The sequence below is a fragment of the Shewanella waksmanii genome (assembly GCF_043643685.1).
In the GTDB taxonomy this organism is placed as follows: Bacteria; Pseudomonadota; Gammaproteobacteria; order Enterobacterales; family Shewanellaceae; genus Shewanella; species Shewanella waksmanii_A.
In genome coordinates this window covers 89,174-109,254 of sequence record NZ_JBHZSN010000003.1, presented here as the reverse complement: position 1 = coordinate 109,254, position 20,081 = coordinate 89,174, and the positions used below count along the sequence as shown (strand labels likewise).

Here is a 20,081-nt window from a genome sequence, read left to right as displayed (position 1 = left end):
TGGACGCTCCCTGTTAGTACTGAGTTATTGTGATTGCGGCATTATCTGCAATCTGTTCAATTGAAAAATTCGCGCTTCCGAGCTGGTTAAGTTGCACCAAGTTTCCATTACCTACTTGGGTAATTTCGGCTTGGTTAGCCCACCCAACTTGCAAAATTTCTACTTCATTGCCACTACCATATTGATGAACACTCGCTTGATTTTCGACACCAACTTGAAGTGTGGCATTGGTATTGTCATGCCCCGATTGCAGCATCTCGGCTTGATTGTGATAGCCGAGCTGTATCAGCCCAATAGCGTTATCTCTGCCACCTTGCTCTAGCAATACTTGAAGAGTAATTGGAAGTTCGCTGACTCGATTGGCTAGTAATTCGTTCGCATACGAGCCAAAGGCCGACATAAGGAGCACTAAGCAAACAGTGCTTTTATATAGAACTGACACTTAACACTCCTTTGTATGTGCCAAACAGATAACATCAGCTCTTCAATGAGCTCGTCTATTTAGCGGTTAACGTAACGATGCAAAGCCACTTACAGCATCAAGCTAAATATCAAACAAGCTTGTGATGCTGAATGTAGGACAAAGGTACGGAGTGCTGCGCTTTTGAACAATTGGAAGAAGGTCTATTTATTTGTGTGAGGAGCTTTGAAAATATAGCGCTTCATTCTATTGAAACTTAAAGATATTTAATTTCTTTTTCGTTTTTTAACTTTGTTTATCTAATCCCATTATCTTAGTAAAAAAGTATTATTTAGTGACTAATAGTATCGACGGTTTATAGCCAATTATTGGGTGTTTGTGCATTAAGTCCCGGAAAACAAGTGAATGCACTTGCTGTGGTCGATGCGTTTGATTTGCTCGTTAACAGTGTTATTTGTGGCCTTAGCCATTGTTGGTGATTATTTGTTCGGGTTTATGATCAGAAAATTACCTTTCTGTAGTATTTTGATCTTTATGTTCAGCAATATTGGCTGTTTTGAAGTTACGCATATCACCCTCTAAAAGTGTCACTTTTGAGTTTGAGTTGTTGTTAATGTTGCAGTTGTTGATTTTGTTTTTGAATTTAATGTCTGTTCTGATCGGCTAAGTTTACTTTTTGGGGTGTTTTTATTGACGTTTATGACGAAGTTTGCCCTCTATAGAAATATCTTTCGCAAAGTGATTCAGATCCCTTGTGTGAACTATTCAGCTGTATACACTGCCGCCATAACAAAGTTTATGGGGGTAAAAATGTATGGAAGTTTTCATCAGTTTGTTGGGGATGGCAACACTGATCGGCATAGCAGTGCTGTTTTCAGAGCAACGTCAATCGATTAGCTTGAGAACCGTTGCTGGTGCTCTTGCATTTCAAATCGCTTTTGGTGCGTTTGTGATGTACGTGCCTTTTGGCCAAACCGTGCTCGATAGTGCATCAAATGGTGTGATGCACGTGATTAACTACGGCAACGAAGGGTTAGCTTTCCTTTTTGGCGATCTAGCTAAGTTTGGTGTCGGGTTTATATTTGTTATCAATGTACTGTGTGTGGTGGTGTTTATTAGTGCGTTGATTGCCGTGCTTTACTATTTAGGCATTATGCAGTTGGTCATTGGCCTGATTGGTGGTGCGCTGTCTAAATTGTTAGGTACAAGTCGTGCAGAATCTTTATCAGCGACAGCTAACATCTTTGTTGGTCCTATTGAGGCACCTTCGATGGTGCGACCTTTCGTTAAACATATGACGCGTTCAGAGCTATTTGCCGTGATGACCGGTGGTTTGGCATCCGTGGCAGGTGGCACCATGATTGGTTACATCCAAATGGGCGTCGATATTAAATATGTTCTAACAGCCGCCTTTATGACCGCACCGGCAGGTTTGTTGTTTGCTAAGTTAATGTGGCCAGAGACAGATACGCCTCGCAACGATATCAAGCAAGTGATGGATGAGCAGGAAGATAAGCCGACCAACGTACTCGATGCTGCAGCAGGCGGCGCAGCGATGGGGATGCAACAGGTACTGAATGTATCTGCTTTACTACTGGCTTTTGTCGGATTAATTGCCCTAGTTAACGGCATTATTGGTGGTATTGGTGGCTGGTTTGGCTATGGCGAGTTAACCATGCAGATGATTTTGGGCTACCTATTGGCACCATTAGCCTGGTTGATGGGTGTACCTTGGAGCGAAGCGACACAAGCAGCCTCTTTCATCGGCCAAAAGATGGTGATTAACGAGTTCGTTGCTTATATCGACTTCCTAAAAGTTGCTGAAGATCTTTCACCTAAGACACAAATTATTATCAGTTTTGCCTTATGTGGTTTTGCTAACATAGGTTCGCTTGCCATGGTCATTGGCGGCTTAGCAGCGCTATGTCCTGAGCGTCGCCACGATTTGAGTGAAATTGGTATGAAAGCCTTAATTGCCGCAGCGCTTGCTAATTTGATGAGCGGTACTATTGCAGGCCTTCTATTTAGCCTTGCTGGTTAACTGAACGATTAAAATTGTAAAGCACCCACTCATGACGAATTAAGAGTGGGTGATTGATCTATTGGAGTACAACATGACACCACATATTAATGCCCCTGCTGGCGCGTTTGCTGAAACCGTACTTATGCCAGGCGACCCGTTGCGCGCTAAGTACATTGCGGAAAACTTCCTTGAAAATGCGACATTGGTAACCGACGTACGCAATATGCTTGGCTATACCGGCGAGTTTAATGGTCAGCGTATCTCAGTGATGGGCTCAGGTATGGGAATTCCATCCATTTCTATCTATGCGAAAGAACTGATCACAGAATATGGCGTGAAAAATATTATTCGCATCGGATCTTGCGGTGCAGTGAGCAACAAGATCAAGCTCATGGATGTTGTGATGGCCATGGGAGCTAGCACTGACTCTGCGGTGAACCGTACTCGCTTTGCTAACACCGATTTTGCCATGATTGCTGATTTTGGTCTGCTACGTAATGCTGTTGATGCCGCTGAGAAGCTGGATGTGAATTACCATGTCGGTAACCTTTACTCTTCAGATCTCTTCTACAGTGCTGATGAAGGCCGCTACGATTTAATGGAAAAGTACGGCATCTTAGGTGTAGAGATGGAAGCGGCTGGTTTATACGGTGTTGCTGCTGAATATGGTGCCAATGCATTAGCAATGATGACTGTGACGGACCATCTTCGCCAAGGGTTACATTTGAGTGCTGAAGAGCGCCAGCAGACGCTTAATGAAATGATTAAGTTGACCTTAGAAGCGGTTAGTCAGCTCGCTTAATTTCACAATATTTAGCCACGAAAGATCAACGGGCTCAGACATTAAGTCATCTCTGTTTACCCTACGGCTTCCAAACGTGCATTAAAAAAATAGCTAAGCATGTTTGGAAGCCATCCCCCTACGCAATTCATATTAGAATAAAAACTCCTAATCCTTTTAACTTAGCGAGTGAGACAGTAGACTGACCCAACAAGCAACTAAAATGGATGGATGAATGAGTATTTGGTTTAAGCCGGTTACGTTAGCACAATGTGCCAAGATGGATGATGGTATGCATGGAAAAGGCACCTTGATGCGTACTTTAGGTATTACTATTTCCGAGATTGGTGATGACTATATGAAGGCAACTATGCCCGCAGATCCTTCAGTTCACAATCCATTAGGCATTGTACATGGTGGTGCCAATGTTGCTCTAGCAGAAACCGTAGCCAGTTATGCAGCCAACTTTGTTGTAGATTTTGAAAATTACTATTGTGTTGGCCAAGAGATCAATGCCAACCATCTAAAAGCGTCACGAAAAGGGATATTAACCGCGACTGCAAAACCGGTGCATTTAGGTAAACGCAGCTCAGTGTGGGAGATTCTGATTCACAATTCGGCTGGTGAACTTTGCTGTATCTCAAGAATGACAGCGGCAGTTGTTAAGCGATAACCGAAGTTTCTTGTGTGCTGCTGGGTAAATGGCCTGTTACAAACCTATTTAGTTAGCCATAATAAGTTTAATTAACTTTTATACCAATGGAGAGCGTATGGATAACGCAACTATTTGGGAGTGGGTAGGCTATTTGGCATCAGTGGTGGTGGCAATTTCTTTGATGATGTCCAATATTAAGAAATTGCGCTGGTGGAATTTAATTGGTGCAGCACTTTTTGTTGCATACGGCTTGGCAATTGGCGCGCTACCAGTAGCTTTAGTTAACTTTTTTATTGTACTGATTGATATCTATTATCTTGTGAAGATCTACCAACAAGAGCGTCAGCAAGCCTCAAAATAGCATTACTTATACTGTTCCCCTTAGATGAGTGGCAATCGGGCATGGTGAGATTGCCGCTATCATCTTTCTATATTCTCCATCTTTACATAGCTTTACATCACATTACTCCTCAGTTAATCCCAGCTTTGTAATATGGCAAGGCAATAATTTTTTTGCAAAATCGATTAGAGTTATCGATTCTAATCGTTTTATTTGTTTTATGTCTTTACCTATTATTTATTTATCGAAACGGCACAGCTAGCGCGACTGGCTAACACAGCATTGAGGCAGCGATGGCAACGATTTTTGACGTGATTGAACAGTGGCTTAGTTAACGCCACATGCAGGATTTTAGATTAGGTAACTTTTGGAGATTATTATGACTACGCAGAGCAACTATTTAACTAGCCAAAATGGCGCCCCTATTGCAGACGATCAAAATTCACTATCAGCAGGTGAGCGTGGACCCTTACTTTTACAAGATTGGCAGCTCATTGAAAAGCTAGCCCACTTCAATCGCGAGCGTATTCCAGAGCGTGTCGTACACGCCAAAGGTACTGGCGTTTACGGTACTTTTACATTGACCAAAGATTTAAGCGAATACACCATTGCTGACCATTTTAATGGCGTGGGTAAGCAGACTGAAACCTTCGTGCGTTTCTCAACAGTAGGTGGCGAAATGGGATCGGCAGATGCCGAGCGCGACCCGCGTGGCTTTGGATTACGTTTCTATACTGCACAGGGTAATCACGACATCGTAGGTAATAATACCCCGACGTTCTTTTTACGTGATGGGATTAAGTTTCCTGATTTTATCCACACGCAAAAACGTAATCCATTGACTAATTTAAAAGACCCTCAAGCTATGTGGGATTTCTGGTCGCTTAACCCAGAAGCAATGCATCAGGTGACGATTTTAATGTCTGACCGTGGTATACCGGCTAACTATCGTCAGATGCACGGTTATGGCTCGCATACCTTCTCATTCTGGAACGCCAAAGGAGAAAGATATTGGGTTAAGTTCCATTTTAAATCACAACAAGGCGTTGTTAACTTAACCAATGAGCAGGCCGATAAATTAAAGGGGATTGATCCTGATTCATCGCAGCGTGATATGGTGGCGGCCATTGCGGAGCAGAACTTCCCACGTTGGACGGTTAATGTTCAAATTATGCCAGAGGCTGATGCCAATACTTACCATATCAATCCATTTGATTTGACTAAAGTATGGCCACACAGTGACTACCCATTGATTGAAATCGGTGAACTGGAATTAAACCGTATGCCGCAAAACTACTTTGCTGAAGTTGAGCAAGTCGCGTTAGCGCCAAGCAATTTGGTACCGGGAGTTGGTGCATCACCAGATAAAATGCTTCAGGCACGTATTTTTGCCTATGCAGATGCGCAGCGTCACCGTATCGGTACTAATTATAATCAGCTACCAGTGAACTGCCCGCATGCAGCTAAAGCTAATCATCATCAACGTGCTGGTGCTATGGCGGGTACCCAATGTCCATTTAGTGGCAGTCAAACCGGTGCAGATGCAAGCGCTAACTATGGCCCGAGTAGTCGCGAAGATGCATTAGTTGAACCTGCACATTTAGCGGAGCCGCCACTGCGTTTAGATGGTGAAGCAGATCGCTATAGCCGTTATGATCAAGATGATTATACCCAAGCAGGTAATTTGTATCGCCTGTTTTCTGAAGAGGAAAAAGCACGCTTAGTAGAGACTATTGCTGGTTCGCTTAGCCAAGCAAGTCACGATGTGCAAGCACGTATGCTAGCGCACTTTGAAAAGGCCGATGCTGATTACGGTGCCCGCATTGCCAAAGCGATAAACGCATAATCATCAGCGCCTAAAGTAAGTAAAAAGCCAGCGACCACAAGGTCACTGGCTTTTTTAATGGTTAGCGGCTAATCATACGAATCTTAACTATGCCTATTAGGTGTCCAGCATGTTGCTTAGAGTATCAATGTCATGACCCCAAGCAATGCAAACAGTGCCGCGCACAGGCGGTGAATCAACTGCAAGGGTAATTTTTCGGCGCTGTAGTGTCCGGCGATGACAACTGGAACATTGGCCAACATCATCCCCAAGGTTGTGCCGATGACTACCATGGCTAGGGCATCATATTTCGCGGCTAACACAATGGTAGCGACTTGGGTTTTATCGCCAATTTCGGCAATGAAGAACAATACAAAAGTGGCAATGAAAGGTCCCCATTTATATAGCGTACTTTCTTCGGCATCGACCTTATCTGGGATCAGCACCCAAATGGCGATAGCAAAGAAGGACAGGGCGACAATATAACGGCCAACTTCAGCAGAGATTAAGCCTATAGCCCATTGGCCTATCCATGCAGCCGCAAAATGGTTGGCTAACGTTGCCAGCAAAATTCCGAGGACAATGGCGGTTTTGTTTTTAAAACGGGCGGCAAGAAGTAGCGCTAATAATTGGGTCTTATCACCAATTTCGGCAATAGCAACGGTAAACGTTGAGGCAAGTAGTGCTTCCACAATGGATTCCTTAGGGGGCAAAATCAGCTAAGCAGAGTCCGCCGCCCCCTATGTTTGGACGGGATCTCTGCTCAGGTCTTGCTGGGTGATGGCTCACTGTATTTACCATGGCATATGGCCAATTATGTTGATAAATACCTAACAATAGCAATCTTGCTTTGCTAGTAGCTACTCCCCTGAGAAGGTCGCGGTCATTATAATGCCATGATGAAAGGTTGCAAGTGCAACACGTTTTTTGCGCGACATTTCGATGGTTTTGTTGGAAAAATAACCATAGGTAAGCGGCTTGTAGAGTGTATGTTGGCAACTTATTTGTGCGCTGTACAAAGTTGTTTACGATTGCCTTTGATAGCTTGTACACAGAGATTGCCTCTGTTAATGTCCTTACAGTCATTTTTTTAGAGTTTAAGGTAGTGATGAAACAAACCTATCGATATTTTTACCGATTTACGCAGCCTCAGGGGCTTAGCTAAACTAGGTAAAAGTAATGTTAGCTAAGCTGTTGAGGCCAAACCGAATCGAAACGGGCAGTTAATTGTCATTCGATTAGGAGGCTAAAAGCTTAGTTGTTTTCTTACTAAATCCCTCCTTGTCGTTGTTCTAAATCTGACCCTCAAATTATTAAAACAAATCAAGACAGGACAATGTAGTGAACTTAAAAATCCTCGGCTCTATTGCCATTGTTGCAGGTACCGCGATTGGTGGCGGTATGCTTGCATTACCTTTGGCTACAGCTTCTCTAGGAACCATCCCGGCATTTTTACTTTTGGTGTGTATTTGGGGGGTATCGATTTATACCTCTTTATTGATGCTAGAAATCAATTTACGCACTGGTGTTGGGCTTAACGTCCATGCCATTACCGGAAAAACGTTAGGTAAAATGGGTCAGCTGCTACAGGGAGGCTCATTATTGAGTCTATTGTTTGCATTGACCATGGTTTATCTCATGGGCGGCTCATCACTACTGGAGTCGCGCCTTGATCAAATGGGATTAGATATCGATAACAAAGTGGCGGTATTGTTATTTACCTTAGTATTTGGTGGTTTTATTGCCGTCGGAGTAGCGTGGATTGATAAGGTCTCGCGTTTACTGTTTTCCGCTATGATTGCCCTGTTTGTGATTGTCGTGGTGTTTTTGCTGCCAGAAGTCAGCCCAGCTTATATTTTCCGCGAGTCATCTGCTGCTATCGTTGAGAAAGCGGAGTTAGGTAATTTATGGCTTGCAGCAATTCCGGTGGTATTTACTTCATTTGGTTTCCACGTTTGTATTGCAACCATTGTGCGCTATCTAGATGGTGATGCGGCTTCACTGCGCAAAGTGTTGATTGTCGGCTCTACCATACCTTTGGTCTGCTACATCCTTTGGTTGATGGTGACCTTGGGTACTGTTGGTGGTGCCACCGTGCATGGTTTTGAAGGCTCACTTCCGAAGTTGGTGACGGCATTGCAGGCGATTGCTGATACATCAATTATGCAGCAGTGTATTGATCTGTTCGCTAATTTGGCGTTAATCACTTCCTTCTTGGGCGTCACCATGAGTTTGTTTGATTATATTGCTGAGTTAACCCGCGCAAGAAATGATGCGATGGGGCGCGCTAAAACATGGTTAATTACCTTTATACCGCCGCTACTTTGTGCGCTGTTTTACCCAGACGGTTTTATCCAAGTGTTAGGTTTTGCTGCCATTCCGCTGGTTATCATGATTATATTCTTGCCCATCGCAATGGCACTTGGGCAGCGTAAGCAGCAGCTAGGCGGCTATCAAGTTAGCGGTGGTACACCAGCATTAGCCTTAGCGGGTTTACTTGGCGCAGTGATTATTGCTGCCCAGCTTTGGGTTGCACTTTAACAATTGTTTACAACAAAGCTTGATAACAGCATACATTGATACGCGCTAGTTACTGTTTGTTGTATAAGGTTGTGTGATAAAGTCGGGCACTTGCCCGACTTTTTTGTAGCTATATTTCGTAGTTGGACAGCAATTATAGTAATCGGCATAACAAAGTGATCTACTCAGGGCTATTTTTGGCAAACTAGTTCGAGACGAATAACTTAAGTAATAGTGGTTCTATTGGGAAATTATTCAACGAAGAAGTAGGCAGCGCAAAAGCTGCCAAAGGGCGAGTTTTAGCACTTCTGATACTGTGTAAACGAACTTGAACGTAAAGTAACTATGCCCTTCATTCGTTGCAAGCCACATGGATGTGGTGAATGTCATTAATGCACGACTATAGCGATATAGGAGGTAGAGTAACGCAGGAGCAGTTACCGAGGAGCATTAAATGACCTTGTCTCAGAAGCGCTAAACTCGCTGAGCGATCACATCTTTATGCCGATTGGCATTATTCATAAGCAAGTATGTAATAACGATAAAAAATGGATTTATTAGCATGAAAAAACTGATGTTAACCGCAGCGCTAGCGGCTTCTTTTGCCGCCCACGCCGATGAGGGGATGTGGCAACCTTATCAGCTTCCTGCTATGGCAGACGAGCTGAAAGCCAAAGGGTTAGAGATTGACGCCAAATCTATTTCTAAACTAACCGAATTTCCTATGAATGCCGTGATCAGCCTTGGTGGTTGTACTGCATCCTTTGTATCGCCAAAGGGGCTAGTTGTTACCAACCATCACTGTGCTTATGGCTCGATTCAGTACAACTCAACACCAGAGAAAAACTTACTTAAAGATGGTTTCTTAGCCAAAAACTTTAGTGAAGAATTGCCGGCAACACCAGGTTCACGTATCTATGTGACAGAGTCTGTGGTCGATGTGACTGATAAAGTGAAAAAAGGCTTAGACAGTAAAACCGGTAATGCATTTTATCAAGGCATAGAGCAACGTGAAAAAAATCTCGTTGCCGAGTGTGAAAAAGAAGATGGCTATCGTTGTAAGGTTTATAGCTTCCACGGTGGTTTGGAATACTATCTTGTTAAGCAGCTAGAAATTCGTGATGTTCGCTTAGTGTATAACCCAGCAGGTAGTGTGGGTAAATACGGTGGTGATATCGATAACTGGATGTGGCCTCGCCATACCGGTGATTACTCTTTTTATCGTGCCTATGTGTCTAAAGATGGCAAGCCAGCCGATTATAGTGAGGACAATGTTCCTTACGAGTCAAAGAGCTTCTTAAAAGTTTCTGCTAAAGGCGTTAGCGAAGGTGATTTTGTCATGGTCGCTGGTTATCCAGGCAGAACCAACCGTTACCGCACAGCCAATGAAGTACAAAATCAGTTTGAGTGGGCTTATCCAGAAGGCAAAATTCTGCGTGAGCGCATTATTGATATTATCAAAGAAACGGCACCAGAAGGCAGTGATGAGCGTATTAAGTATGAGAGCGCAATTGCTGGGTTAGCTAACTACGCCAAAAACTTCACTTCGATGATCGAGTTTTATGGTAAGTCTAGCATGCTAGATGACCGTAAAGGCTTAGAGCAGCAGCTTGCTAACTGGATTAAAGCAGATAAAAAACGCCAAGCTACATATGGTGAAGTGTTAGCTCAACTTGATAAGTTAATTGCTAAGGGTCAGCAAGGCCAAGAACGCGACTTACTGCTGGGCTACATGGGCTACAGCACCATGATGAGCACAGCGAATCGTTTGTATCGTTTAGCTAACGAAAAGACGCTACCAGATATGCAGCGCGAGCCCGGTTATCAAGAGCGTGATATGACGCGTTTTACTTCAGGTATGGAGCGTATTGAGCGCCGTTATGCTGCCAGTGTAGATAAAGCGATATTGGCAGACTTAATCGGTCGTTATGCTGCATTGCCTAAAGCGCAGCGTTTACCAGCATTTGATAAAGCGTTTGGTATTGGGAATAACTTTGATGCCGCTAAGCTTAATAAGACCTTAGATAAGATGTATGCCAATACTCAGTTATCAGATAAAGACACCCGTTTAGCATGGATGGATAAGTCTGTAGCTGATTTTAAAAAGTCAGATGATCCTTTCATTCAATATGCTGTAGCGACGTATGACGAGCGTATGAAGCGTGAAAAAGAGGAGAAGCAACTTGCTGGTGACTTGATGAAGGTGCGTCCACAATATATGGATGCCATCATCGCCTACAACAAAGAGCAAGGAAAGCCTGTATACGCAGATGCTAACTCAAGCCTACGCGTTACTGTGGGTCATGTTAAAGGTTACTCGCCGCAAGATGGTCTTAAGGCTGTGCCGTTTACCCGTCTTGAAGGTATTTTAGCGAAAGACACAGGTGTTGATCCATTTGATGCCCCTGCGAAGCAGCTTGAGCTGATTAAGCAAAAGCAATATGGCGATTACTACATGAAGGCGATTGATTCTGTGCCGGTCAACTTCTTATCAACCCTAGACACTACCGGCGGTAACTCTGGCTCGCCAACATTAAATGGCCGCGCTGAGTTAGTTGGACTACTGTTTGATGGTGTTTACGAGAGTATCATCGGCGATTGGGGGTATGACCCACAAACTAACCGCTCAATCCAAGTGGATAGCCGCTATATGTTATGGGTAATGAAGTACTTAGATAATGCCGATAACCTGCTGGAAGAAATGGAAATTGTGCATTAATCCACGTAATTAAATTAGCATGAATTGGATAAAGGGCTTAGGTAATTTTCTAAGCCCTTTTTGTTTTTTAATCGCTTGTTGGTTATTGGTTTATTTGAGGGAGGTGATGAGTAAAAACTAACGCATTGTTAATTTGCTGGGGTCATCTGTAGCTATGTACACCCCGATAAATTGCTTTTCCCCAAACTCGTTTTCTGAGGTGGTTGTGAACGGGTGGTTTTTTGAAAAATGACCGAATTGGTTAACTTCATCATCATTGAGCTGGTCATAGTTGAAAGAAATCGCGCATACCTTGCCCGAACAGGCGTAGGATTCTGCATAAAAATTTGTTTGTTTGAAAGCTTTTAGCCCTTGGGTCAATTGATACTCTCGATCAGTTGATGCCTGAGAAGGTGGGATTGCACTGATTTTAGAAATCACCTGATGAATATCATCAGTAGTCAACAGCTTTATCAGCATCTTTTTTGAAATGACATTGGGCTCGATGTAAAAAGCGTTAGTAAAAGATTCTCCATCTAAAAAAATCTCTTTACTCAAAGCCGTGTTCTCGGCTTTCTCAGTTTCCTGGGGAGCGCTTATTTTAACCGGCTGTGATGAAGTCGAGGCTATATGGTCGCTTTTGTCTGTTATCGTATTTGTTTCTAGGGGGGCGTTGTTTGCTGTGGTGGAAATTGTGGATGAAGGTTGAGGAGTTAAGTCTTGAGCGACTATTCGATAAAGGCCCACACTTGAAATGATCACAATGATGATAAAACTTGCTATTTTTTTCATTTAATTCCCTTTAATGACTTCAATTAACATACATGTTTTGGCTTGGTTAACTATGGTATTTCATTAATGGCTAATAATCCATTGTGACTTAGTGGGCGACGGGGGAATGCAGCGAGAGCAATTGGTGAAGTTCAATGTAATGCATTATAAGTAGCAGCGGCAGCTGCAGCGTTGTTGCTCCCTCTGAATATCGCGCAGAGAATATTAAACATTAATGTTTAGGTTGATAGTGAGTAGTTAAAAGCAAAATCCAAAGCTAAGTAAGTTATATTAGTAGCGTAAAGCTAACCCTTAAGCGCGGCTATTTCTGTCGCCGTTAAGGGCCGCATTTCACCTGGCGGTAAATCAGCCAGTTGCAATGATTCAATGGCCACTCGTTTAAGATCGATAACCTGATAACCAAGCGCTTGACACATACGGCGGATTTGCCGATTTAGTCCTTGGGTTAGGCAGATATTAAAACGGGTCTCTGAGATTGCCGCTACTTGGCACGGTAAAGTGGTGACATTTTTGTAGCTGATCCCTTGCGACATTTGAGTACAAAACTGCTCATCAAAAGGCCGCTCAACCTCGACAACATAATGTTTTTTATGGGCAAAGTCGGGGTGCATTAAGCGCTGGGTGAGTTCGCCGTCGTTGGTGAGTAACATTAATCCGTGGGAATCTTTGTCTAGCCGACCTACGGGATATAGTCGCGGTGATTGGGGTAAAAAGTGTAATAAACTGGCTGGGTTATCTGCAAGTAACCGACTATCGACCCCCACAGGTTTATTAAAAGCGTAATAGTGCAGTGATTCAATTGCGGCGACTGGCTTGCCATCACATAACAAATCCTGCTCACAGTGTTGCTTGTCAGGGGCGATGGTAACGCAATCAATATGGTTGGCAACACGCCCATTGATACTGATTCGACCGTCGCGAATCAGTCGCGTGGCAGCACGGCGAGAACATAATCCCGTCATGGCTAGGTATTTAGCAAGTCGCATTGGTTGGTCGTTTAATGGTGCTGCGGTTGTTGCAGTGAATGAGAGAGTTTCTTAATGGTAAACGCTAACATCAAGCACCACAACATGGTGAGGTTAGTTTGCAGCCACATATTAGCGGCAACGTAACAGTTTTCACCTGTATGAGGATCGCAAGCATCAAAGTCTAAGGTTTGCCAGTTGAGCTGGAACATCAAACCAAGAGCGCTTGCGAGACCTAAAGTGCTAATGAAAAACAGTCGTTTAGAGCATATTTCTTTATGATTAATACGTGCCGCTAATGTCAAAAAGTGCAGCATTACCGTACCGAGGAGGAAGCTGGTGGATACGACACGATGTTCAGTGAGGTAATTGATAGGAAACACCCCCATCAAAATAATAGAGCCGCCAACCCATAGACCTGTAAAAGAGATATAGTGGCCGAAATGCCCGAGTTTTAATAGGTATAACCCATACATGGCTAACAAGATACATAGCCCTGCCATAATAAGTGCCATGTTATATACATAAGCCAAAGGCGTACGCATATAGTCACCCAAAAAGTCAGCACGTAAACTAAATACCGCAGCGCCAACTTCTTGATATTGCGCCCATACACATATGGAGATCCCAGTGGCCGATACTAACGCACCACCAAAAATCATCCAGATGACTAATTTATGCAGATCGGTATTTGGGGTTTGCTGCGCCAGTTGCATAAGGTTTCCACTGTTAGGGCAATAAAAAAGGAGTGCATGATATATGCGCTCCTTCTCCGTTACCTGCCAGTGATGGGCAAGTTATCTATCCATAGGATAGCTAGTGTATGTCATATCGGGGTAATTACCAACATGTCATTAACATATTGTCTGATTTAATACTTAGTGGCTGCGCTTGCGCAGTATCACAATCGAGATTGCTACTACCGCTAAAATCATACAGTACCATGCGTGGGTTACCGCTTCTAGTGGGCTGATGCCAAAGGTTGAAGCGATGAGTAAAGCTTGAGCACCGTACGGGATCAAACCTTGAATAATACAGGAGAAAATATCCAGAATACTGGCAGCGCGCTTCGGTGTTACTTGGTGTTTTTGTGCAAGTTCTTTAGCGATATCACCACTGACAACAATCGATACGGTATTGTTAGCCACACAAGTATTGGTTAGTGCCACAATTCCCGCCATACCTAGCTCTGAAGCGCGGGTAGAGGCTTCACCTTTTGCTTTAGAAAACTTAGCAATTAACTTTTCTATTTGTTTGCTGACAAAAGCCAAGCCGCCTTGCTGTTGCATTAATGCCGCTAAACCACCCACTAACATAGAGAGGATGAAGATTTCTTGCATATTGGTAAAGCCAGCATAGATATCTTGACCAAACTGAATGACGCCATAATCCATGGTGAATAGGCCGGTGATACCAGCAAGTAGGATACCTACTGTCAGTACCACAAATACATTCAAGCCAGCGACAGCCAAAAACAAAATGGTGAGGTAAGGGATTACTTTTATAAAGTCGATTTCTTGTGCTGCAACTTCAGCCTGCCCCTGTCCTGCTAGGGTAAAAACAATTAACGTGATGATCGATGCTGGAATGGCAAAGATTAGGTTTTCTCTGAACTTATCCTTCATTTCACAGCCCTGGGTACGGGTTGACGCGATAGTGGTGTCAGAAATGATGGATAAGTTATCCCCAAATAGTGCCCCTGAAATCACGGCACCGGCCATAATTGCAAGATTGATTTCCGCTTCGGTGGCGACGCCCAGTGCAATAGGTGCAACAGCGGCGATGGTGCCCATTGACGTCCCCATTGCGGTAGCAATGAAGGCTGCGATAACAAAAAAGCCTGGTAGCAATAAACTGGAAGGCACTAAGGACAAACCCAGTGCCACAGTGGCATCTACACCGCCAGTGGCTTTGGCCACGGACGCAAAGGCTCCCGCAAGCAGGTAAATCAAGCACATAGCAATGATATTGCTGTGGCCGATACCGCCGATAAATGTTTCAATGCTTTGATTAAGTTTTTGTTTAGAAAGTAAAATACCTAAAATTATCGCAGGCAATATTGCGACAACACTCGGTAATTGATAAAAGGCGAAGTCAACGCCTTGGCTTTGGAAGTAAACGCCTGCGCCAATAAATAAGGTTAGGAATAAAAATAGTGGCAATAGCGCAACAAAAGAAGGCGCTACTTTATTGCTTGATGAGGTCGTGGTCGAAGTTGTCAAAATGCTCTCTCTATATTCTAGTCGTGCAAACCATCAGTTCCGCGCCCTCCTTGCAGGAACACATTGTCATTCAATGCAATGGTTCTTCATAATGCCAAGAGCATATGAGATTCATAGACGTCTGTCAATTTAGACGTCTAGATGTTTTTACTTCTATGTTTGCAGGTTAGCTAACTGTGCACTCGATCACATATCAGCGGGCGCTTATTTAGCTCTAAAGTGCCAACTCAACACGCAAATAGCAAGATTTCTGTGCTTAATCAATATGACTGCCCATGGTAACCTTATCGCCATCAGAAATAGCTAGGTGGTAAGGCAAGTGAAATTAGTTGTGGTAGACAAGGCGCTATACCGGCGCCGACTGAATCGTGTCATCGCGGTATTTATCGGTGCATTGGCAATGTTATCATTACTGTTTGGCACGCTACTTATTAGTTGGTTTGGCAACAATGCACCAATAAGTGGCGAGTCTACTGGCAATTTTAAATGGAACTTATTAGGTGTGGTGTTGGCGGCAAGTTTGTGCGCCACTGTGTTATACAGTTTGCGTCACCATTCTTATCTAACAGAAGTGTTTTATGTCGCTCGATTAAAGAGTTTACAAAACCGCATCTACCGCCAGTTAAGCAAGTGGCGTCAACGAGCGGAGCAAGATGACAGTCAGGCATTGATAGTGCTCTGTTTTTACTTTCAGAGTCAAAAATTGGTTTATTTGTTAGATGACAACACCTTAACTTTGTCTGCGGTTGAAAAGGAGCTGCAAGCGGTTGAGGAGCAAATTCAGCGTCTAGGGTTGCAAGTTGGGGCCGATGACTTTCAAGAGTCGATGTTAGGGTCTACTGACCAATCGGAATGATTTTGGCGGAGAAATAACATGTTGGGATTGACCAATCAGAGTTTATTGCAAACAAGCTCTTATATTGATGGTAGGTGGACGTCGGCACCACAAACATTTGCTGTCATTAACCCGGCAACAGGTATGCCATTGGCCGAAGTGGGTGACTGCAGCGTCACTCAAGTAGAGGCTGCTGTGAATGCTGCGTTTAAAGCCAAAGTGTGCTGGCGGCAAATGACAGCACAAGCTAGAGCCAAAATACTGATGCGTTGGCATCAGTTGATGTTGGACAATCAAGATGACCTCGCTAGATTGCTGACCCTTGAGCAAGGTAAACCTTTGAGTGAAGCGATGGGGGAAATTCGATATGGTGCTGCTTATATCGAGTGGTTTGCCGAAGAGGGCAAACGTCTTTATGGTGATACCATCATGCCGCCGAGTGCCGATAAACGTATTATTGTCACTAAGCAACCCGTTGGCGTCGTGACGGCAATTACTCCTTGGAATTTCCCTAATGCCATGATTGCGCGTAAAGCGGCGGCTGCGCTCGCTGCAGGATGTACTTTCGTGGTTAAGCCCTCGCCATTGACGCCATTATCAGCGTTAGCCTTAGCTGAGTTAGCCCACCAAGCAGGGATTCCTGCAGGTGTATTTAATGTGGTGGTGACCAATGATGCACAAGGTGCTGGCGAAATACTCACGCAACATGCTGCTGTGGCTAAATTTACCTTTACCGGCTCGACACGGGTGGGGAAACTGTTGGCTGGCCAATGTGCTCAAGGGGTGAAGCGTGTGTCGTTAGAGCTAGGGGGAAATGCGCCGTTTATTGTATTTGACGATGCCGACATTGAAGCAGCGCTTGATGGTTTGATGGCAGTCAAGTTTCGCAACGCAGGACAAACTTGTGTCAGCGCGAACCGCATCTATTTGCATAGGGATATTGCTCAGCAATTTACTCAGGGCTTAATTGAACGGGTTAACGACTTGGTTATTGGTGATGGTATAGATGCAGAGACTCAAATTGGCCCAGTAATATCATCTCAGGCGAAGCAACAGATGCTTCAATGGGTTCAACAAAGTATCGCTATGGGGGCTAACTTGGTTGCTGGTGAGGTAGATGAACAGCACAAGGATCTGCTTGTGACTCCATGTGTGCTCACTGATGTGACAGCTTTGATGCCAGTGATGTGTAATGAGGTGTTTGGCCCAATCGCGGCAATCAGTGTGTTCGATAATGAGCAAGACGTTATTGCGCTGGCCAATGATACTGAATATGGGTTAGCAGCGTATTTTTATAGTCGTGATATTGGACGGGTACATCGAGTGGCAGAAGCGCTAGATTTTGGCATGGTAGGGATTAATGATGGTGCAATTTCAAATGCTGCTGCACCTTTTGGCGGTATCAAGCAATCAGGTCATGGTCGTGAAGGATCAAAGTATGGCTTAGATGACTATGTGGACATTAAGTATCTGAGTTTAGGCGGTTTAAGTATCTAATGTCGAATGCTGAGTTAACAAGATTAAATTAACTTAGCATACGGTAGTAAATCATTGAGATTGGCGTATTATCGTCGGTGGCAACTATAAAATGCTAAACACTGAAGGTAGGCTTTAGTGATAGCAGCAAATGATTTTATAAGGTTATATTTTGGAACATTTTATTTGGAACATCGATCCTGTTTTGTTCTCATTTATGGGGCTTACGGTGCATTGGTATGGGGCGCTATTTGCGGTCGCTATCGCTAGTGGTTATCAAGTGATGAAGCGTATTTACATCAGTGAGAATCTTGATGTTGAGTCACTTGATAATTTACTGATTTACTGCGTTGTCGGTATTATTGTTGGTGCGAGATTAGCTCACGTTCTATTTTATGACCCTGCTTATTACTTTGCTAACCCAGCAAAAATCATTGCAATTTGGGAAGGTGGTCTAGCCAGCCATGGCGGCGGTTTAGGCGCGATTTTAGCCTTGTATTATTACCATCGTAAGGTCAAAATGCCATTTCTATTTTTGCTTGATCGCTTGGCAATTGCTACGGCGATTTTTGGATTTTTTGTGCGAATGGCAAACTTCGTTAATTCGGAAATCTTAGGGGTGCAGACCGATGTGCCTTGGGCCATTGTGTTTGAACGTGTAGACCTAATTCCACGGCATCCTGCTCAGCTCTACGAAGCCATTGCTTATTTATTGATTTTTATCTGCTTGGCTGTGTTGTTTAAAGTGAGTCAAATGAAACAGCGTCATGGTGCGATCTTTGGACTATTTTTAGTATTAGTATTCAGCTCGCGTTTTGTGATTGAAATGGTCAAAGTGAAACAGGCTGTGTACGCTGATGAGTGGACATTTAGTGCAGGTCAGTTACTCAGCATTCCCTTTTTGCTAGTGGGTGTGGTACTACTTGCAAGAGCGTATTTGGGCAAACAGCAACAAAGTTAGCTTTGAGCGTAGTTTTTCACTAGATAAAGTTCAGCAACTTGCTGGGCTTTTTTGTGTTGTGATATCGCTGTTTACTTAACACTGAACTAAGATAAAACTGTTATAATATCGAAGCTTAGATTGCGTCATGCAGCTCATGAATGCAGAACTCCCACACTTGTTAGTCTAGGCCATTAAGCCTTTACTGATGAGTCCAACTATGAGGTATTAATGTCATACGAATTGATCTTACTGGGTGTCGCGGTATTAGTCGCAATAGGTATCTTGTTACACCATCCTTCTAAAACCTTAGGTATTCCTTCGTTGCTGATTTTTATGGGCGTAGGTTTGTCATTGGGTAATGGTGAGTTTAATTTCGTCTATGATAATTTGGCCTTAACTTCGACCGTTGGTGCAATTGCGCTAAACATTATCGTGTTTGTTGGTGGTATTAATACTTCAACTGCCAGTATCAAGCTGGCTTACAAAGAAGGCGGGGTGCTTGCCACATTTGGGGTATTGTTCACCACGTTAAGCTTGGCGGTTTTACTGCATTTTATCCTAGGCTGGGAGTTAATCACCTGTTTGCTGTTTGCGGCGATAGTGTCCTCTACCGATGCCGCTGCGGTGTTTTCGATACTTGAATCTAAGAAATTAAAACTCAAGGAGCAAACTGATACGGTATTAGAGTTTGAATCGGCGACCAATGACCCGGTTGCTTTGGTTATGGTGACGATATTGACCGCAATTGCATTAGCGCCTCAGCAAGCAATTTCTTATACCGAAATAAGCATTACCTTAGTGCAACAAATTGTTGTCGGTATCGTTTTTGCCTATTTGTTGGGTAAGCTCGCGGTATATTTACTCAACCATGTCAAGCTTGAAGAATATGGTTTAATACCGGTGTTTATCCTCGCATGTTTTATCATTGCGGCCTATGGCAGCGAGTTACTTGGTGGCAATATCTTAATCGCATCCTATGTGGTGGGCGTGGTGATTGGTAATGGTATTAGTCGAGGTCGAGAAGTTTCTAAACACTTTTTCAATAGCTTATCTTGGCTTGCACAGTCATTGATGTTCATCATTTTAGGGTTACAGATCTTCCCACAAACCTTGTTTAGTGTGTTCATGGTTTCTTTGGTGCCGGCATTTTTGTTGATGTTTGTGGCGCGACCACTGGCGGTACAATTATGTTATTTACCTTTCATTCGAGCTAGTTGGAAAAAACGATTATTAATTTCAGTGGTGGGATTAAAGGGAGCGACACCGATTGTGTTTGCCTTAATTCCAGCCACTGCTGGGGTTCCTGGTGCGATAGATATTGTGCATATGGTCTTTTTTATTGTGTTGTTCTCTATTTTATTACAGGGGGCAGCATTGGAACCACTGGCAAGAAAGTTAGGTTTGAATCAATAATTGATTGATGAAATTAATAATAAGTAATCTTATATACGTGCTATTAAAGTATTCGACAAGCTGAATTATATGAGTGAGATGATATTTCAATCTCACTCTCACTCTCACTCAATAGTCTGTTATTATTCTGAATGCTGTTACTTAATGAAACAGTACTTTATCCCACCTCGGT

General features: G+C 43.5%; 17 protein-coding genes. 11 read left to right on the top strand and 6 right to left on the bottom strand.

Going from position 1 to position 20,081, the window contains the following annotated elements:
* Positions 1-13: 13 nt before the first annotated feature.
* Positions 14-400 (bottom strand): curlin, encoded by a 387-nt coding sequence (locus ACHUFW_RS05555; protein ID WP_394201709.1) that lies wholly within the window; start codon positions 398-400, stop codon positions 14-16.
* Positions 401-1,235: 835 nt separating this feature from the next.
* On the opposite strand from ACHUFW_RS05555, the gene ACHUFW_RS05550 reads away from it, so the two are divergent.
* The 5 genes from ACHUFW_RS05550 (at position 1,236) to katB (ending at position 6,066) form a co-directional block, all read left to right on the top strand.
* Positions 1,236-2,462, top strand: a complete 1,227-nt coding sequence (locus ACHUFW_RS05550; RefSeq protein WP_394201296.1) for a NupC/NupG family nucleoside CNT transporter — start codon at positions 1,236-1,238, stop codon at positions 2,460-2,462.
* A gap of 73 nt (positions 2,463-2,535) precedes the next feature.
* Positions 2,536-3,246, top strand: coding sequence for a purine-nucleoside phosphorylase (gene deoD / locus ACHUFW_RS05545; RefSeq protein ID WP_394201294.1), 711 nt, complete (start codon positions 2,536-2,538; stop codon positions 3,244-3,246).
* A 214-nt stretch (positions 3,247-3,460) separates the two neighbouring features.
* Complete coding sequence (locus ACHUFW_RS05540; protein ID WP_394201292.1) at positions 3,461-3,898, top strand: PaaI family thioesterase; 438 nt, start codon at positions 3,461-3,463, stop codon at positions 3,896-3,898.
* 97 nt (positions 3,899-3,995) lie between these two features.
* Positions 3,996-4,241, top strand: coding sequence for a YgjV family protein (locus ACHUFW_RS05535; RefSeq protein WP_394201290.1), 246 nt, complete (start codon positions 3,996-3,998; stop codon positions 4,239-4,241).
* 358 nt (positions 4,242-4,599) lie between these two features.
* Entirely contained in the window at positions 4,600-6,066 is a 1,467-nt protein-coding gene (katB, locus tag ACHUFW_RS05530; RefSeq protein ID WP_394201288.1) for a catalase KatB, read from the top strand.
* 116 nt (positions 6,067-6,182) lie between these two features.
* Here katB and ACHUFW_RS05525 read toward each other — a convergent pair whose 3' ends face one another.
* Positions 6,183-6,737, bottom strand: a complete 555-nt coding sequence (locus ACHUFW_RS05525) for a TMEM165/GDT1 family protein (protein WP_394201287.1) — start codon at positions 6,735-6,737, stop codon at positions 6,183-6,185.
* A gap of 649 nt (positions 6,738-7,386) precedes the next feature.
* Here ACHUFW_RS05525 and ACHUFW_RS05520 point away from each other — a divergent pair.
* Both ACHUFW_RS05520 and ACHUFW_RS05515 read left to right on the top strand, forming a co-directional pair.
* Positions 7,387-8,586, top strand: coding sequence for an amino acid permease (locus ACHUFW_RS05520; RefSeq protein WP_394201285.1), 1,200 nt, complete (start codon positions 7,387-7,389; stop codon positions 8,584-8,586).
* A 541-nt stretch (positions 8,587-9,127) separates the two neighbouring features.
* On the top strand, positions 9,128-11,284 hold the full coding sequence (locus ACHUFW_RS05515; protein WP_394201284.1) for a S46 family peptidase: 2,157 nt from the start codon (positions 9,128-9,130) through the stop codon (positions 11,282-11,284).
* 117 nt (positions 11,285-11,401) lie between these two features.
* Here the strand turns inward: ACHUFW_RS05515 and ACHUFW_RS05510 are convergent, their stop codons facing one another.
* The 4 genes from ACHUFW_RS05510 to ACHUFW_RS05495 all read right to left on the bottom strand — a co-directional run bounded on the left by ACHUFW_RS05510 (position 11,402) and on the right by ACHUFW_RS05495 (position 15,242).
* On the bottom strand, positions 11,402-12,055 hold the full coding sequence (locus ACHUFW_RS05510) for a hypothetical protein (RefSeq protein WP_394201283.1): 654 nt from the start codon (positions 12,053-12,055) through the stop codon (positions 11,402-11,404).
* Positions 12,056-12,339: 284 nt separating this feature from the next.
* Positions 12,340-13,041 (bottom strand): pseudouridine synthase, encoded by a 702-nt coding sequence (locus ACHUFW_RS05505; RefSeq protein ID WP_394201282.1) that lies wholly within the window; start codon positions 13,039-13,041, stop codon positions 12,340-12,342.
* An 11-nt stretch (positions 13,042-13,052) separates the two neighbouring features.
* Complete coding sequence (locus tag ACHUFW_RS05500) at positions 13,053-13,736, bottom strand: hypothetical protein (protein ID WP_394201281.1); 684 nt, start codon at positions 13,734-13,736, stop codon at positions 13,053-13,055.
* Positions 13,737-13,898: 162 nt separating this feature from the next.
* Positions 13,899-15,242, bottom strand: a complete 1,344-nt coding sequence (locus ACHUFW_RS05495; protein ID WP_394201280.1) for a Na+/H+ antiporter NhaC family protein — start codon at positions 15,240-15,242, stop codon at positions 13,899-13,901.
* Between the two features lie 319 nt (positions 15,243-15,561).
* Here ACHUFW_RS05495 and ACHUFW_RS05490 point away from each other — a divergent pair, with 319 nt between their 5' ends.
* The 4 genes from ACHUFW_RS05490 to ACHUFW_RS05475 all read left to right on the top strand — a co-directional run bounded on the left by ACHUFW_RS05490 (position 15,562) and on the right by ACHUFW_RS05475 (position 19,909).
* Positions 15,562-16,098 (top strand): DUF3087 family protein, encoded by a 537-nt coding sequence (locus tag ACHUFW_RS05490; RefSeq protein ID WP_394201279.1) that lies wholly within the window; start codon positions 15,562-15,564, stop codon positions 16,096-16,098.
* An 18-nt stretch (positions 16,099-16,116) separates the two neighbouring features.
* Complete coding sequence (locus tag ACHUFW_RS05485) at positions 16,117-17,574, top strand: NAD-dependent succinate-semialdehyde dehydrogenase (protein ID WP_394201277.1); 1,458 nt, start codon at positions 16,117-16,119, stop codon at positions 17,572-17,574.
* A gap of 151 nt (positions 17,575-17,725) precedes the next feature.
* Positions 17,726-18,514: a prolipoprotein diacylglyceryl transferase gene (gene lgt / locus ACHUFW_RS05480; RefSeq protein WP_394201276.1), complete on the top strand. Its 789-nt coding sequence runs from the start codon at positions 17,726-17,728 to the stop codon at positions 18,512-18,514.
* 210 nt (positions 18,515-18,724) lie between these two features.
* Entirely contained in the window at positions 18,725-19,909 is a 1,185-nt protein-coding gene (locus ACHUFW_RS05475; RefSeq protein WP_394201275.1) for a potassium/proton antiporter, read from the top strand.
* The last annotated feature ends 172 nt before the right edge of the window (positions 19,910-20,081 follow it).

What these genes read in the sequence shown, in the direction of transcription:
- ACHUFW_RS05555 (WP_394201709.1), bottom strand. Translation starts at nt 400, where the DNA reads ATGTCGGCCTTTGGCTCGTATGCGAACGAATTACTAGCCAATCGAGTC.
- ACHUFW_RS05500 (WP_394201281.1), bottom strand. Translation starts at nt 13,736, where the DNA reads ATGCAACTGGCGCAGCAAACCCCAAATACCGATCTGCATAAATTAGTC.
- ACHUFW_RS05540 (WP_394201292.1), top strand. Translation starts at nt 3,461, where the DNA reads ATGAGTATTTGGTTTAAGCCGGTTACGTTAGCACAATGTGCCAAGATG.
- ACHUFW_RS05550 (WP_394201296.1), top strand. Translation starts at nt 1,236, where the DNA reads ATGGAAGTTTTCATCAGTTTGTTGGGGATGGCAACACTGATCGGCATA.
- ACHUFW_RS05475 (WP_394201275.1), top strand. Translation starts at nt 18,725, where the DNA reads ATGTCATACGAATTGATCTTACTGGGTGTCGCGGTATTAGTCGCAATA.
- ACHUFW_RS05485 (WP_394201277.1), top strand. Translation starts at nt 16,117, where the DNA reads ATGTTGGGATTGACCAATCAGAGTTTATTGCAAACAAGCTCTTATATT.
- ACHUFW_RS05515 (WP_394201284.1), top strand. Translation starts at nt 9,128, where the DNA reads ATGAAAAAACTGATGTTAACCGCAGCGCTAGCGGCTTCTTTTGCCGCC.
- ACHUFW_RS05510 (WP_394201283.1), bottom strand. Translation starts at nt 12,055, where the DNA reads ATGAAAAAAATAGCAAGTTTTATCATCATTGTGATCATTTCAAGTGTG.
- ACHUFW_RS05505 (WP_394201282.1), bottom strand. Translation starts at nt 13,041, where the DNA reads ATGCGACTTGCTAAATACCTAGCCATGACGGGATTATGTTCTCGCCGT.
- katB (WP_394201288.1), top strand. Translation starts at nt 4,600, where the DNA reads ATGACTACGCAGAGCAACTATTTAACTAGCCAAAATGGCGCCCCTATT.
- ACHUFW_RS05535 (WP_394201290.1), top strand. Translation starts at nt 3,996, where the DNA reads ATGGATAACGCAACTATTTGGGAGTGGGTAGGCTATTTGGCATCAGTG.
- deoD (WP_394201294.1), top strand. Translation starts at nt 2,536, where the DNA reads ATGACACCACATATTAATGCCCCTGCTGGCGCGTTTGCTGAAACCGTA.